The following is a 13,142-nucleotide window of genomic DNA, read 5'->3' as shown; positions in this document are numbered from 1 at the left end:
CGGTGTCAACAACCTATGTACCGCCGCTGCTGCGGCCACTTCGGCACATAAAGAAGTCCGCGCAGGCCCCGGTGGATATGGTGGCGCGCCTGGGCCACCAGGTGTTCTTCTTCCTGCGGTCGGTGGGCTCGATCCCGTTGGCGCTGCGGCACTATCCGAAGGAAGTCTGGCGGCTGCTCTCGGATGTCACCTGGGGCAACGGCAGTCTCGTCGTCGGTGGCGGCACCATCGGCGTCATCCTGATCCTCAGCGCGTTCGGCGGCATGACGGTCGGCATCCAGGGCTATACCTCGCTGAATCTGCTCGGCCTCAGCCCGATCACCGGCGCAATCTCGGCGTTCGCGACCACCAGGGAGTTGGGGCCGCTGCTCGCGGCACTCGCCTTCGCCGCGCAGGCAGGCTGTCGATTCACCGCGCAGCTCGGCGCGATGCGGATCTCCGAGGAGATCGACGCACTGGAGTCGATCGCGATCCGGCCGCTGCCGTATCTGGTGAGCACCAGGATGTTCGCGGCGATGATCGCCATCGTCCCGCTCTACTGCCTCGGCCTGGCCATGGCCTACATCTCCTGCTCGCTCACCGTGCAGCTGATCGGCAACACCTCCAGTGGTACCTACGCGCACTACTTCTATCAGTTCCTGATACCGGGAGATGTGCTCTACTCACTGCTCAAGGCGATGGTGTTCGTCGCGATCACCACGTTCATCCAGTGCTACTACGGCTTTTTCGCATCGGGCGGTCCGGAAGGCGTTGGTGTCGCGGCCGGTCGAGCCATCAAGATGTGCATCATCATCGTGGTTTTCGCGGACCTGTTCATGACATTGGCGATCTGGGGCGTCAATCCCGGCATCCGGATCTCGGGGTAGGACGAGATGATCATCGATCCCAGTGGGCGTGGGCCCACCATGCGACAACTGTTGGTCGCCGGCGTATGCGGACTCATCGTCTTCGCGCTGATCCTCGGCTTCCTGATGGCAAGATACCGAGGCTATTTCGTGCCGAAGGTGCATGTGGTCGCCGATGTGACGAGCACCGGTGACGGGCTGCCGAGCGAGGCCGACGTGAAGTTCCGCGGCGTGCTGGTCGGCGCGGTCAAGGATGTCAACGTGGTCGCGAAGGGCGAGCGGCAGAAGGTACAGATCGACCTGAAGCCGGAGTTCGCGAGCGGCATTCCGTCGAACGTCACCGCGCGGGTGGTGCCGAGCAACCTGTTCGCCGTCACCTCGGTGGAATTGGTCCCCCCCAAGGATCCCGCGGACAAGGGCCTGCACGAGGGCTCCATCATCGAAGAGGACCTCAGCCAGGGCACCATCGCGCTGCAGGACACCCTCACCAAGGTCCGGACCGTGCTCACCAAGCTCGACCCGGTGCAATTCGGCCGGGTACTCGGCACGCTCTCCCAGGCGTTGGACGGCAGCGGCCGGATGCCGGGCTCCACCATCGAACGGCTGGACAAGTGGCTCACCTCGGTGGACGAGTCCATCCCGAATCTCGGTGTGCTGCTCGATGATTTCTCGGCCTCGGCTCATGCGCTCAATGAGTCCGCACCCGAATTGCTCGATGTGCTCGGCAGTTCGGTGAAGACCGCGCAGACCATCGCCGATCACCGGGCCCAGCTGGTGGCCCTGATCAGCGGTACGGCGGGCACGGTCGATTCGGTCAACTCGCTGTTCGCCCGCAACGGCGATGTCGGCAAGCAGGTGACCGCGGGTACCAGCGATATGTTCGGCGCGCTCGCCGCGGATGCGAATTCGATCCCGGACACCATTGCCTCGCTGAACAATTCGCTGCGCAAGTTGACCACGACCTTCCACTGGGGCCCGCAGCGGCAAATGGTCTGGAATGCCGGTGCGACGCTCACCCCGTACCGGCCCTACGAACAGGCGGACTGCCCGCGCTACGGCAATCTGGCCGGTCCCAGCTGTGCCACCGCACCCGTGGTTTCCGATCCCGGCTACCTGCCGGACTCGATGAAGCCGCGTTCGCTGGAAACCGCCCAGGGTTTGGCGAAACTGCCGCTGCCCGCGGGCTTCCCGGAGATTCCTGGCCTCACCTCGCCGGGTGATCCGCTCGCGGCGGCCTCGGCCGAGCCGAAGCCGACCAGCCCGTTCGCGGGCACGCCGCTGGAAGGGTTGTTCCCGAATCTGGCGCCGCCCGCGCCGAATGCGCAGCCCTCCGCCGACCAGCCCGCGGCTCCGGCCGTACCCGTCCAGCCGGCGAGTGCGCCCGTAACCGCCGGTCCGATTTCGTACGAAGGAGATGCCGCCATCGTGGCCCTGCTCGGTCGTCGGCCGACGGCGGCCGAATATCTGCTGCTCAGTTCGGCAATGCGCGGGGGCACCCTGCAGGTCGGCGAAAGCGGTACCGCTAAATGAGCATTCGTAAACCACTCATCGGCTTCGGCCTGTTCGCGATCGTCTCGATCCTGGTCACCGTCGTCGTCTGGAATACGCTGGCGCGGGTCGTGGAGGGTGCTACCAACACCTACACCGCGACCTTCAGCGATGTGCTCGGTCTGCGCGAGGGCGATGACGTTCGAATGGCGGGCGTGCGGGTCGGCAAGGTCGAGAAGATCGAACTCACCCGCGATCCCAAGACCAAGAAGTCGCTCGCCGATGTGACGTTCATCGTGCAGCGCAACCAGACGGTGTACGACGACACCAAGGCATTGGTGCGCTACCAGAACCTGATCGGCCAGCGCTATATCGCGCTGGCGCCCGGCAAGGCGGCGAGCCCGGCGGCGTTGAAGAACAAGGCCACCATTCCGCTCGAGCGCACCGAACCGTCCTTCGACGTCTCGGGTCTGCTCAACGGATTCCAGCCGCTGTTCCAGGTGTTGCAGCCCGAACAGGTGAACCGGCTCTCGGAGACCTTCATCCAGGCATTGCAGGGTGACGGTGTTTCGTTGAGCTCGTTCATCACCCAGGCCGCGACCCTGGCCACGGATTTCCAGCGCAGGGACGCGATTCTCAGCGATGTGATCACCAACCTCAGCGGCGTGATGTCCGGGTTGGCCAAGCGAGGTGATGAATTGGAGACCCTGGTTACCCAGACTCGGGCACTGATCGGCGGCCTGTACGACCAGGGACAGTCGCTGCAAGCGTCCACGGTGCAGATCGCGGATGCGACCAGCGGTCTGGTCGACATGATGGACAGGATCCAGCCGAAGCTGGTGACCGCACAGGATTCGACGAGTGCGGCGCTGACTCTGCTGATCGCCAACGGAGCGAAGCTGGATCAGGCCGCGATCGACCTGCCCGCGGCGCTGTCGGCCATCGGCAAGTTCACCCAGGACGGCGCCTACGCCAACGCGTACTTCTGCAAGCTGGACGTCTCGCTGTACGGCATCCTGCTCCCCCGCGGTCTGCTCCCACAGATCGGTGGCAACGGACAGTCGGCGGTGTGCCGCCCATGATGACCAAGATCAAGGACAGGTTCAACAGCAACCGCTACTTCTGGCTGGGTGTCATCGGCGGTGTCCTCATCATCGTGCTGCTGATCGGCTCGAGCGCTTACAAGCTGATCGGCGTCGGTGAGAAGACGGTCAAGGCCGAGTTCGTGCAGACCGCCGGGGTCAAGGTCGGTGACAAGGTCAATGTGGCCGGTGTGCCGAGCGGCCATGTGTCCGGTGCGAAGCTGGAGAACGGGCACATCCTGCTCAGCCTCAGCGTGAACGACGATGTGAAGCTCGGGCCGGATGCCAGGGCATCGATCAAGATGGCGACACTGCTCGGTGCGCGCTATGTCGATCTCGATCCGGGCGACGGGTCGGGGTTGAAGGGCGGCCGAATTCCGTTGTCCAACACCTCGGTTCCGTACAACCTGGCCGATGTGGTCGAGTACGGCACGCCGAAGTTCGAGGCGCTCGACACCAAGCAGCTGGCCAACTCGCTCGATCTGATCAATAAGCAGATGGGCGATTCGCCCGCGCTGACCGCGCAGGCGCTGGACAGCATCGGCGCGCTGGCGAAGGTGATGGATTCGCGCAAGGCGGAGGTCGACAGCCTGCTCAAGGATCTCGACCGGGTCACCAGGATTCTCGGCGACAACCGCAACAGTGTGCTGCTGGTGATCACCCAGGGCGAGGCCATCGCCAACCGGGTGATGGAACGGCAGAGCCTGCTGCGCCAGCTGCTCGACAACGTGTCGACGCTGAGCCGTCAGCTGCAGGAGATCGGCGCGGCCAATAACAACCAGCTCGGCCCGACCATCGAGCAGCTGAACATCATGGCGGAGGGCCTGCAGAAGAATAAGGACAACCTCGACCGGATGTTGCAGATCATGCCGGTGTCGGTGCGCACCTTCAACAACGCGTTCGGCAACGGCCCGTACGGTGAGGTCGGCCTCCCCTGGCTCTTCCCCGACAACTGGCTGTGCTTCGCCCACCTGATCGAGGGGTGCCAGGGATGAGACTGATGCGAATCGACCTGCGGCGTTTGGCCAAACCACTGATGATCAGCGCGGCCGCCCTGGCCGTCGGCAGTTGCTCGCTGGTGCCGAGTTCGGTGGACAGCGCACTGGGCAACACGATGACCATCACCGCGGACTTCGAGAACATCGCGGGTGTCTTCGAGGGCAATCCGGTCACGGTACTCGGGCTGCAAGTGGGCAAGATCGACAAGATCATTCCCAAGGGCACCATGGTCGAGGTGCACATGACGATCGACAAGGACGTCAAGATCCCGAAAGACGCGATGGCAGCGATCGTTTCACCGTCCATCGTGACCGACCGGCACGTCGAACTGACCCCGGCTTACACCCAGGGCGAGACGATGTCCAATGGCGCGCATCTGCCGAAGGCGAAGACCAAGACACCGGTCGAGCTGGACACCATGCTCAAGACCATCGATCAGTTCGCCGCGGCGCTCAAGCCGGAACCGGGCACCGAGGGCATCGGTCCGCTGTCGGGTCGGGTGCTCTATCCGATGTTGAACGGCAACGGCGAGAAGATGCGCGACACCCTCAACGCGCTCTCCGGTGCGTTGAAGGTCGGCGTCGACAACAAGGACGCGGTCTCCAGCATCATCGTCAAGTTGAACGAGCTGACCACCATGCTGGCCGAAAACGACCAGTCGGTGCGCGATTTCAGTAATCGGATGACACAGATGACCGGTCTGCTCAGCGATCAGGCCCCCGGTCTGGAGGCCACGCTGCGACAGCTCAACGACTTCCTGGCCAATACCAGTTCGGCCTTGGTGCAGTACCAGGATCAGCTGGGCGGTTCGCTCGAGGGGCTGACCAAGGTGACCGATCAGCTGCGGGCCAACGCCCGCGGCCTCACCGAGGTCGTCGACCTCGCGCCGCTGCTCATGCAGAACCTGGACCGGTCGATGAACCGGCAGCTCGGATATGTCCGACTGCACGGCAACCTGCCGACCTTCCTCAACGGCGAACTGCTGAGTGTGTTCTGTGAACGGATTCAGATGCGCTCGGATGGCTGCCGCACCGGCAAGCTCGAGGATCTCGGTCCGGATCTCGGTATTACGGCGGCACTGCTGGGGATGACCAAATGAGCGACCGGTTCACATTGAAAGCTCGCCGTGCGGTGATCGCGCTGGCCGCGATATCCGGGGTGGCCATCACCTCCGGCTGTGGTCTCACGGTGGAGAGCCTGCCGCTGCCCAAACCGGGCGCGGCCGGTGAAACCTACACCCTGCACGCGAAATTCGAGAACGCGTTGAACCTGCCGGATCAGGCCAAGGTGAAGATCGGTGGCTCCGATGTCGGCGTGGTCTCGAATATCCAGACCAAGAACTTCGAGGCCGTTGTCGATCTGAAGATCAGCAAGGACGTCGAGCTTCCGGTCGGCAGTACGGCCGAACTACGGCAAGCCACCCCGCTCGGCGATGTGTTCATCGCGGTGTCGAAGGTCAAGGCGGATCCGGGCACACCGATGCTGCACGATGGCGACACCCTGGGCCGGGATAAGACCTCGGCGGGTGCCACCGTCGAGGAGCTGCTGATCTCGGTATCCATGTTGTTCAACGGCGGTGGCGTCGCGGCGCTCACCAAACTGACCTCGGAGCTGGACTCCATCGTCGGCGGCCGCGGTGACCAGATAGCGCATCTGATCACCGAAATGACCGGCGTGGTCGGCAGTTTGAACGACAACAGTGCTCGCATCGACAGTGTGCTCGCCGAGTTCGGCTCGCTGGCCACCACCATCGAGACGAGGCATTCGGAGTTGGGACAGGTCGCGGACACCCTTCCGCAGATGATCGGCGCTGTCGCGGAGAACAACAGGGCCATCGGTGATCTGCTGCAGAAGATTTCGGTGACCAGCGCGGCGCTCGGCGACTATGCGAATACCTCCAGCGGCCAGCTGAGCGATCTACTCGACAATGTGCACAAGCTGATGAACGCTCTGTCGCAGACCGAGCAGAACTTCGGTCCCGCATTGGATGCGCTGCACGAGATCCGCGGTCCGCTCGACGCGTCCTTCCGAGGTAACAGTCTCGCGGTCTACGCCACCGTCACCAATATCCACAACTTCAGCTTGTTGTCGGATCCGGCGCAGGGCAAGTTCTTCGACGGACGTGATCTCAGCGACTTCGCGGGCAGCCTGATCACCGTCCTGCAGGCCATTCAGGGACGACTGCAGGGGGGACACCGATGAGTTGGCTCGGCAAACTGATGCAGCGCAAGATGCTGCTTTCCACCATCGGACTGGTGCTGGTGTTCATCGTCGGTGCCAGCTACCTGCTGGTGAGCGTCATGCGGGTGAATCCGCTGAAGTCGACCTATGCCGTCACGGTGGACCTGGACCGCTCCGGCGGTCTGCAGCCGGGCAACGATGTGACCCTGCGGGGCTATCGCATCGGCAAGGTGACCTCGATCGAGTTGGTCGATCGCGGACAGTCCATCGCCGCGAAGGCCGAAATCGACTCGAAGTACAAAATTCCGGTCGACACCAAGGTCTCGGTGGGCGCGCTCTCCGGCGCCGGTGAGCAGTACATCGACTTCCGGCCGAATACCGAGCAGGCGCCGTTCCTGAAGGACGGGTCGGTTATCGAATTCGATGTGGAGAAGATCAAGACTCCGACCCCGATCTGGTCGGTGCTCGACAACGCCAGCGCGCTGATCGCCCAGGTCGATCCGGATAAGTTCAGTGTCATCCTGGCCAACCTGGATACCGCGCTCAGTGGTGGCCCGGATCAGTTGCGCGGCATGGTCAATGGCATCAGCCTGGCCATGGCCGGATTCGACAGTCTGCTGCCGCAGACCCAGAACCTGATTACCAACCTGCGCACCATCGCGAACACCACCTCGAATGCGCAGCCCGATCTGGGGAAGCTGACCCGCAATTCGGGTCAGTTGTTCGATCAGTTCAACAATGCCAACGCCGAATTGCAGGCGATTCTGGAGAAGGCTCCTGGCCAGCTGACCAGCCTCGGCGCGGTCCTGGACAAGACGGCCGATCCGATCACCAGCCTCGCGGCCAACTTCGCGGCGGTGACCAGGGCCGCGCAGCTGCGGATACCAGCGCTGCAGGCGCTGTTCCCGTCGCTGAACATCGGGTTGTCCGCCGCTGGTGTGCCCGCGCACGACAATGAGTTCCACGCTGTCGCCGATATCTGGGTCAGGCCGATCTGCCAGTACAAGCATGTGCCGATCCGCAATGAGGTCATCCAGGACGGCTCGCTGCCCAAGTGGAACTACTGCGAGAATCCGCCGCCCGGACTGCAGGTTCGCGGTTCGGCGAATGCGCCGCGACCGAATGTTCCGGACAATGGCGCGCAAATGCCGCCGGGCGCGGATCCGAATGAAATGACTCCGCCGCCGCTGCGGTGATCCGGACACTGCGGTGAGTTGACAGAGCGAGCGGTACGTATTCGATGGTGAGTTACCCCGGCCGGGGCCTGCGATCCCGGGCCGGGAATACTGCCCCGCAGAGTGCGAACGGTTCGTCCGACGCGGACCGACAAGGCAATATCGGTGCGCTCGGGTGCGCCGGGAAAGTGCAGGATTGTATCGATGGCCACTGATGATGTCGGCGCCGAGAACGAGAACTCGGATGCCCCGAAAAAGGACGCCGAGCCTGATGCGCCCGCCGAGGGCAAGACGGTCGAGATCGGGAAAGCGGGCGATGTGGTAGCCGCGGAGCCGACCCCGGCTCCCCCGCAGCCTGCACAGGAAAAGCTGGCCAAGGGTGCGGCACAGCCCTCGGCCGGGACTGGTGCCAAGGATCGGGGCGCACTGGTTCCGATCATCGCGGCGTTCGTCGCCGGTGTGCTGCTCGTCGCGGCGGTCACCGCGGTCGTGGTGTTCTACCGGCAGGCCAGCAATCGCGGTGACGAGTTGGACGCACACGATGCCGCCACCGCGGCCGCGTGCAATTACGGCAAGCTGATCTCCACCTACGATCCGCAGACCATCGACGAGTACCTGAAGAAGGTGGATGCCGCGTCGACCGGTGACTGGAAGGATCAGTTCGCCAAGCTCGGCCAGGACCTCAAGGGTGTCGTCATCGACGCCAAGGCCACCTCGTCCACTTACGACATGCAGTGCGGTTTCCAGTCGGGCGATACCGAGAGCGCGAATGTGCTGGTGGTGATCGGTCAGACCACCACCAACGTGAATATCGCCGCCGCGAACAAGCCGCCGAGCAAGGTTGAGCTCGTGGTCGTTGCCGGTCTGAAGAAGGTCGGCGACAAGTGGCTGGTCGACAAGTTCGACCTGCCCATTCTCAAGCAGATGGGTAACTGATCGGATCGGCTATGCGAAAAGCGCCTCCGGGCGGGTGGGAATGACACCACCCGCCCGGAGGTCTTTCCGGCGGTCTTGCGTCCGGTCGCGCCCGGCGGGCTCAGAACAGCGTCAATGCCTGAGGTGCTGGCGCGACCGGCTTCCCCGCTGACCGCGGCCTGGCGGATTTTTTGGTCTTATCGGAGGTGTCCTCGAGCACCGGCTGCAGCTCCGGGAGTTCCGCGGTCGGGACCTCACCGGCGGCCGCGGAGGCAGCGGCCTGTCTGGCCGCCTCACCCGCGAGGGTGTCGGCCATTTCGTTGTAGTAATTGCCGACATGTCCACGGACCCAACGGAACCGGACCGGTCCCGGCCGGGAGGCGATGGCCCGGTCGATCTGTTTGATGAGTTCGACGTTCTTCACCGCGCCGCCGCTGGCGGTGCGCCAGCCATTGGTCCGCCAGCCGAAGATCCACTCCGAGGCGCATTTGATCGCGTACAGCGAGTCGCTCTCGATGAAAAGCGGTTCCTCGCCGGGGTGGGCGAGTACCGCCTCCAATAGCGCGCGCAACTCCGCGACCTGATTGGTTCCGGTGGCGGCTCCCCCACTGCGTGAACCGCCCTGATGATTGACCCAAGCCCAGCCGATGGCGCCGCCGGGATTGCGGAGGCAGGATCCGTCGGTGCTCACGATGATCATGGATGGCACCCTACGCAATCCGACCGACAAGATCGGTACCGTGGAATTCCTCTATCTCCCTTCGCAACTGGGATTCGGTGCGGCGCAGCGCCGAGCGCACGGCGGAATCCACCAGGCGCAGGGACAGCCGACCGAAGAGCCCACTCGGTGGAGCGTACTCCGCTTCCGAGGTCAGCACCGAGCGTCCGTAGCCGAGCGGGTCGAAGCGCAGCGTCAAAGTCCCTGATAACCGGCCGCGCAATGTGTAGCCGAGCACCACATTGCGGCGGTAATCGGTGATCTCACATTCGACGGTCGCCCGCCACGGTCCCAGCCTGATCCGTGTCGTGAAGACCGCACCGAGACCCTGGTCGAGCTCGCCGTTCGGCTCGAACGCGGCGACGGCGAACATCCAATCCGGTACGAACAGATGGTTGTCGGTATAGGTGAAGGCCACCTCGACCGGCGCTCCGACGTCGCTCGCGTACTTGATGTGGCCCATAGGGCCCCTCCCTGTTGGCTGCCGCTAAAAGTACTACAGCTCTCCTCTTTATTCGAGGGTTTGCCGGGAATTTGGTTGGCGGGCTTACCACATTGATGACCGGGCGGTCGCTTGGTTTGCTGGAACGCGCGACCCAGCTAACTCGGCGGCGTCAGCAGTTGGTCGACGATGTGATCGGCGATCGGCATGGCCGAGGTCGCCGCCGGTGACGGTGCGTTGAGCACGTGAATCGAGCGTGGTGTCCGTTCGATCAGGAAGTCGTGCACCAGGGTGCCGTCGCGCAGTACCGCCTGCGCACGGATGCCCGCTTCGCGTGGTCGCAGATCCGCGATCGTGAGCTCCGGGCAGTACCTTCGGCATTCGGCCAGGTAACCGCGTTTGAACAGGGAGTTGCGCAATTCGCGCAGTCCGGTGCGCACATGGGCGCGGGCCACCCGGTGGAAGCCGGGAAAACCCAGCACCGCACGGGCGTCGTGGGCGTCGAAGCTGCCCTTGCGGTAGCCCTCCCTGGCCAGGCCGAGCACCGCATTGGGGCCGACCGTCAGGGTGCCGTCGATCATCGGGCTCAGATGTACCCCGAGAAAGGGCAGATTCGGATCGGGAATCGGGTAGATCAGCGTGCGCACCAGTCCGGATCGGCTGGGCGGCAGCTGGTAGTACTCGCCGCGGAACGGCACGATGCGGAAATCGGTTCGCAGACCGGCGATGGCGGCCATCCGGTCGGCCTGCAGACCCGCGCAGACCACCAGCGTGCGCGCGGTCCAGGAGCCTGCGGGACCCGTCACGGTGACCGCGTCGGCGGTTTCGGTAAGCGCGGTGATCTCGGTATTCAGCACGATTTCACCGCCCGCGGCCCGGACCTCCTCGGCGAGAGCGGAGGTGACGCGGGTGAAGTCGATAATGCCGGTGGCGGGTACGAACAATGCGCCGACACCGGTCACATGCGGTTCGCGGCGAGTCAATTCGGCGGCGTCGACGAGTTCGACATCGACACCGTTGGCGACCGAGCGTTCATGCAGCGCGATCATCCGCCGATGTTCGGCGGCATCGGTGGCTACCAGCAGTTTTCCGCAGACCTCGAACGGAATGCCGTGTGCCGCGGCGAATTCTTTCGTCCAGGCGGCGCCCTTTCGGCACAGTCGGGCCTTCAGACTATCCGGCGGGTAGTAGATGCCGGAATGGATGACCCCGCTGTTGTGCCCGGTCTGATGGGTCGCGAGTGCACCGGCCTTGTCGACGAGTACCAGGCTCGCACCCGGATGACGTCGCAGAATCCGATGTGCCGTCGCGACTCCGACGATCCCGCCCCCGATGACACAGAAGTCGTACATGGGACGCAGCGTAGGCGGCCTAGACCGCGATGGTGTGGTTCGCCGTCGTCACGATCGGATTCGGGGTCGCGTCGACCGTCGTCGCATCGGGCGGATCCGCAACGCTCGCAGGGTATTCGGTGTGGGGCACGGGATTGCGGTCCAGTCGCAGGCCGTGTTCGCCGAGGGTCGGATCCGAGAACGTGAAGGTCACTTCACCGTTGTGCGTATCGACCTCGGTGCGCAACTGGGTGACACCGCCCGGATCGGCGTGGATGCCGAGCCGGTCCCGAATCGGTTCGGTGAGCAGGAAATCCGTCAGTACCGTCAGCGCATTGGTATCCACGGTCAAGGTGACGGAATTCGCGCGGCCGGGTGCCACCTGTGCGCCGACGTAGGCGGTGCCGAGGCGCAGTTTGCCGCTGATTCCGGCGGAAGCAGGCGAATCGGTATGGGCCTGAGAGGTTTTCGCGGCAGCACTGTCGCCGGGCTGCGCGGGGAAGCGGCCGAATAGTGCGGGCAGATCGCGAATTGCGCCGGTCAGCATGGCATCGGAGAGCACGGGACCGTAGCTGCTATCGACATCGGGAAGCCGAACCGGAGGTGGTGCGGCGACTTCGTTGGTGGCGCGCTGGGTATCGGCCATCTGATGGACGATGTAGGCCCCCGAGGCGACGGTGAGACTGAGGCTGGCGGCGCCGGCGAGCACGATGGCGGCATATCGAGCGATCTGGGCAGGCTTGTGTGATGCCACGATGCGTTCCTTTCCGTCCGCCCCTGAACCCCTCATCGCGCGGCCCGCATCGTCGAAAGCCGTACGCTTGTCCAGGTTACAGGGGCAGCACCAGGTGGCACCGCCTGGGGGAGATCAGCATCACAAAAGCCGGGTGACGAACTCGAGCCGAATGGCGTCGTCAATGTTTCTACGAGCTGACGAGCGGGTAAATAGACTTAGCTGGCGAGCGTCATTCTCGACTGCCACATCGAGACACCCGGCCAACGGCGTCCGGCCGACACGAACGGCGCACCCAAGTGTGGCGCTCGCCCGCACCTTCATTCCGGTCGGACCCGATGGTTCGGATTCGGCGGGTCAGGCGAACTGGCCCGCCGACCGCCCGTCCCCCGTCGGTCCCGCGAAAGCCTGTGCGATGGTGAGCCATTCGGCGGCGTCCGCACCCACTGTTTCCAATGCCAGATCGTCACGGTGTCGACGCTGGGTCACCAGCAGGCAGAAGTCGAGTGCCGGACCGGTCACATTCTGCGCGGCGTCCTCGGGACCCCAGGACCACAGGTCGCCGTCCGGTGCCGTGAGTTCGACCCGGAATTCCTGGGCGGGCACGGCCTTGCCGCGCACGGTGTAGGCGAAATTCCTGGTCCGCACGCCGATGTGGGCGACCGTGCGCAGCCTGGCGGTCGGTGTCCTGGTCAGGCCCAGTGCGTCGGCGATGTCCTGGCCGTGTGCGAAGGTCTCCATCATGCGCGCGCTGACCATGGATGCCGGGCTCATCGGCGGTCCGAACCACGGCAGTTTTGTGCCGGCCGGCACCGTGCGCAGGGCATCGATCAGCGCGACACGGCCGCAGCGCCATCGGTCGAGCAGTTCGGCGGCCGGTGCGGTGGCCGCCTCCTCGGCGGCCTCGTCTACGAAGGTGAACGCCTTCGGGCCCGCGTCCTCGACCAGCTTCGCGAAACCGTCCGGATCGGTGGCGGCCAGTGCGGCGACCTCGTCGGTCCAGGCCAGATGGCCGATCTGATGCGCGATACTCCAGCCCGGCGCCGGTGTCGGCGTGGACCAGTCCGTCAGCGGCGTGACGATTTGTTCCAGTTCCGTGCAGTCGTCGGCGAAGTCGCGCAGGAGCGCGTCGAGGTCGGCCATCAGATCCCTGTCCCGTCCAGGCGCACTGCTTCGTACACCGTCGCGGTTCAGCATCGCAGCGGGCTCAAAAAAATGCAAGCACGCGTGCTT

Annotated in this window: 13 protein-coding genes; 8 read left to right on the top strand and 5 right to left on the bottom strand. The window is 64.4% G+C overall.

Annotation, left to right across the window (positions count from 1 at the left end; translation table 11 throughout):
• The first annotated feature begins 2 nt into the window (after positions 1-2).
• The 8 genes from ACQP1T_RS38380 (at position 3) to ACQP1T_RS38345 (ending at position 8,706) form a co-directional block, all read left to right on the top strand.
• A complete protein-coding gene (locus ACQP1T_RS38380; protein WP_433757843.1) occupies positions 3-866 on the top strand; it encodes an ABC transporter permease in 864 nt (287 codons plus the stop codon).
• 6 nt (positions 867-872) lie between these two features.
• Positions 873-2,375: an MCE family protein gene (locus ACQP1T_RS38375; RefSeq protein WP_433757842.1), complete on the top strand. Its 1,503-nt coding sequence runs from the start codon at positions 873-875 to the stop codon at positions 2,373-2,375.
• Positions 2,372-3,415: an MCE family protein gene (locus tag ACQP1T_RS38370; RefSeq protein WP_433757841.1), complete on the top strand. Its 1,044-nt coding sequence runs from the start codon at positions 2,372-2,374 to the stop codon at positions 3,413-3,415. The genes ACQP1T_RS38375 and ACQP1T_RS38370 overlap by 4 nt, the downstream gene beginning before the upstream one ends.
• Positions 3,415-4,410: an MCE family protein gene (locus ACQP1T_RS38365; RefSeq protein WP_433762537.1), complete on the top strand. Its 996-nt coding sequence runs from the start codon at positions 3,415-3,417 to the stop codon at positions 4,408-4,410. The genes ACQP1T_RS38370 and ACQP1T_RS38365 overlap by 1 nt, the downstream gene beginning before the upstream one ends.
• The gene (locus ACQP1T_RS38360) at positions 4,407-5,513 is read left to right on the top strand and encodes an MlaD family protein (protein WP_433757840.1); all 1,107 of its coding nucleotides are present in this window, start codon (positions 4,407-4,409) and stop codon (positions 5,511-5,513) included. The genes ACQP1T_RS38365 and ACQP1T_RS38360 overlap by 4 nt, the downstream gene beginning before the upstream one ends.
• The gene (locus tag ACQP1T_RS38355) at positions 5,510-6,616 is read left to right on the top strand and encodes an MCE family protein (protein WP_433757839.1); all 1,107 of its coding nucleotides are present in this window, start codon (positions 5,510-5,512) and stop codon (positions 6,614-6,616) included. The genes ACQP1T_RS38360 and ACQP1T_RS38355 overlap by 4 nt, the downstream gene beginning before the upstream one ends.
• Positions 6,613-7,791: an MlaD family protein gene (locus ACQP1T_RS38350; RefSeq protein WP_433757838.1), complete on the top strand. Its 1,179-nt coding sequence runs from the start codon at positions 6,613-6,615 to the stop codon at positions 7,789-7,791. Before ACQP1T_RS38355 ends, ACQP1T_RS38350 begins: the two co-directional genes overlap by 4 nt.
• Before the next feature lie 183 nt (positions 7,792-7,974).
• Positions 7,975-8,706: a hypothetical protein gene (locus ACQP1T_RS38345; protein ID WP_433757837.1), complete on the top strand. Its 732-nt coding sequence runs from the start codon at positions 7,975-7,977 to the stop codon at positions 8,704-8,706.
• Positions 8,707-8,806: 100 nt separating this feature from the next.
• On the opposite strand, the gene ACQP1T_RS38340 is transcribed toward ACQP1T_RS38345, so the two are convergent.
• From ACQP1T_RS38340 to ACQP1T_RS38320, 5 genes are all read right to left on the bottom strand, one after another.
• Positions 8,807-9,385, bottom strand: a complete 579-nt coding sequence (locus ACQP1T_RS38340) for a ribonuclease H family protein (RefSeq protein ID WP_433757836.1) — start codon at positions 9,383-9,385, stop codon at positions 8,807-8,809.
• A 10-nt stretch (positions 9,386-9,395) separates the two neighbouring features.
• Positions 9,396-9,866, bottom strand: a complete 471-nt coding sequence (locus ACQP1T_RS38335; protein ID WP_433757835.1) for an SRPBCC family protein — start codon at positions 9,864-9,866, stop codon at positions 9,396-9,398.
• A 137-nt stretch (positions 9,867-10,003) separates the two neighbouring features.
• A complete protein-coding gene (gene lhgO / locus ACQP1T_RS38330; protein WP_433757834.1) occupies positions 10,004-11,197 on the bottom strand; it encodes an L-2-hydroxyglutarate oxidase in 1,194 nt (397 codons plus the stop codon).
• 19 nt (positions 11,198-11,216) lie between these two features.
• A complete protein-coding gene (locus ACQP1T_RS38325; RefSeq protein WP_433757833.1) occupies positions 11,217-11,930 on the bottom strand; it encodes a hypothetical protein in 714 nt (237 codons plus the stop codon).
• Between the two features lie 336 nt (positions 11,931-12,266).
• On the bottom strand, positions 12,267-13,052 hold the full coding sequence (locus tag ACQP1T_RS38320; protein WP_433757832.1) for a TIGR03084 family metal-binding protein: 786 nt from the start codon (positions 13,050-13,052) through the stop codon (positions 12,267-12,269).
• Between the last annotated feature and the right edge of the window lie 90 nt (positions 13,053-13,142).

This window comes from Nocardia sp. CA-135398 (assembly GCF_050955845.1).
Taxonomy (GTDB): Bacteria; Actinomycetota; Actinomycetes; order Mycobacteriales; family Mycobacteriaceae; genus Nocardia.
The sequence above is the reverse complement of the archived record's forward strand: the minus strand, read 5'-3'. Positions and strand labels throughout refer to the sequence as shown.

Bases quoted from the DNA above. Each gene is read 5' to 3' on its own strand.
- ACQP1T_RS38365 (WP_433762537.1), top strand. From the start codon at position 3,415: ATGACCAAGATCAAGGACAGGTTCAACAGCAACCGCTACTTCTGGCTG.
- ACQP1T_RS38340 (WP_433757836.1), bottom strand. From the start codon at position 9,385: ATGATCATCGTGAGCACCGACGGATCCTGCCTCCGCAATCCCGGCGGC.
- ACQP1T_RS38375 (WP_433757842.1), top strand. From the start codon at position 873: ATGATCATCGATCCCAGTGGGCGTGGGCCCACCATGCGACAACTGTTG.
- ACQP1T_RS38350 (WP_433757838.1), top strand. From the start codon at position 6,613: ATGAGTTGGCTCGGCAAACTGATGCAGCGCAAGATGCTGCTTTCCACC.
- ACQP1T_RS38360 (WP_433757840.1), top strand. From the start codon at position 4,407: ATGAGACTGATGCGAATCGACCTGCGGCGTTTGGCCAAACCACTGATG.
- ACQP1T_RS38370 (WP_433757841.1), top strand. From the start codon at position 2,372: ATGAGCATTCGTAAACCACTCATCGGCTTCGGCCTGTTCGCGATCGTC.
- ACQP1T_RS38355 (WP_433757839.1), top strand. From the start codon at position 5,510: ATGAGCGACCGGTTCACATTGAAAGCTCGCCGTGCGGTGATCGCGCTG.
- ACQP1T_RS38345 (WP_433757837.1), top strand. From the start codon at position 7,975: ATGGCCACTGATGATGTCGGCGCCGAGAACGAGAACTCGGATGCCCCG.
- ACQP1T_RS38335 (WP_433757835.1), bottom strand. From the start codon at position 9,866: ATGGGCCACATCAAGTACGCGAGCGACGTCGGAGCGCCGGTCGAGGTG.
- lhgO (WP_433757834.1), bottom strand. From the start codon at position 11,197: ATGTACGACTTCTGTGTCATCGGGGGCGGGATCGTCGGAGTCGCGACG.
- ACQP1T_RS38320 (WP_433757832.1), bottom strand. From the start codon at position 13,052: ATGGCCGACCTCGACGCGCTCCTGCGCGACTTCGCCGACGACTGCACG.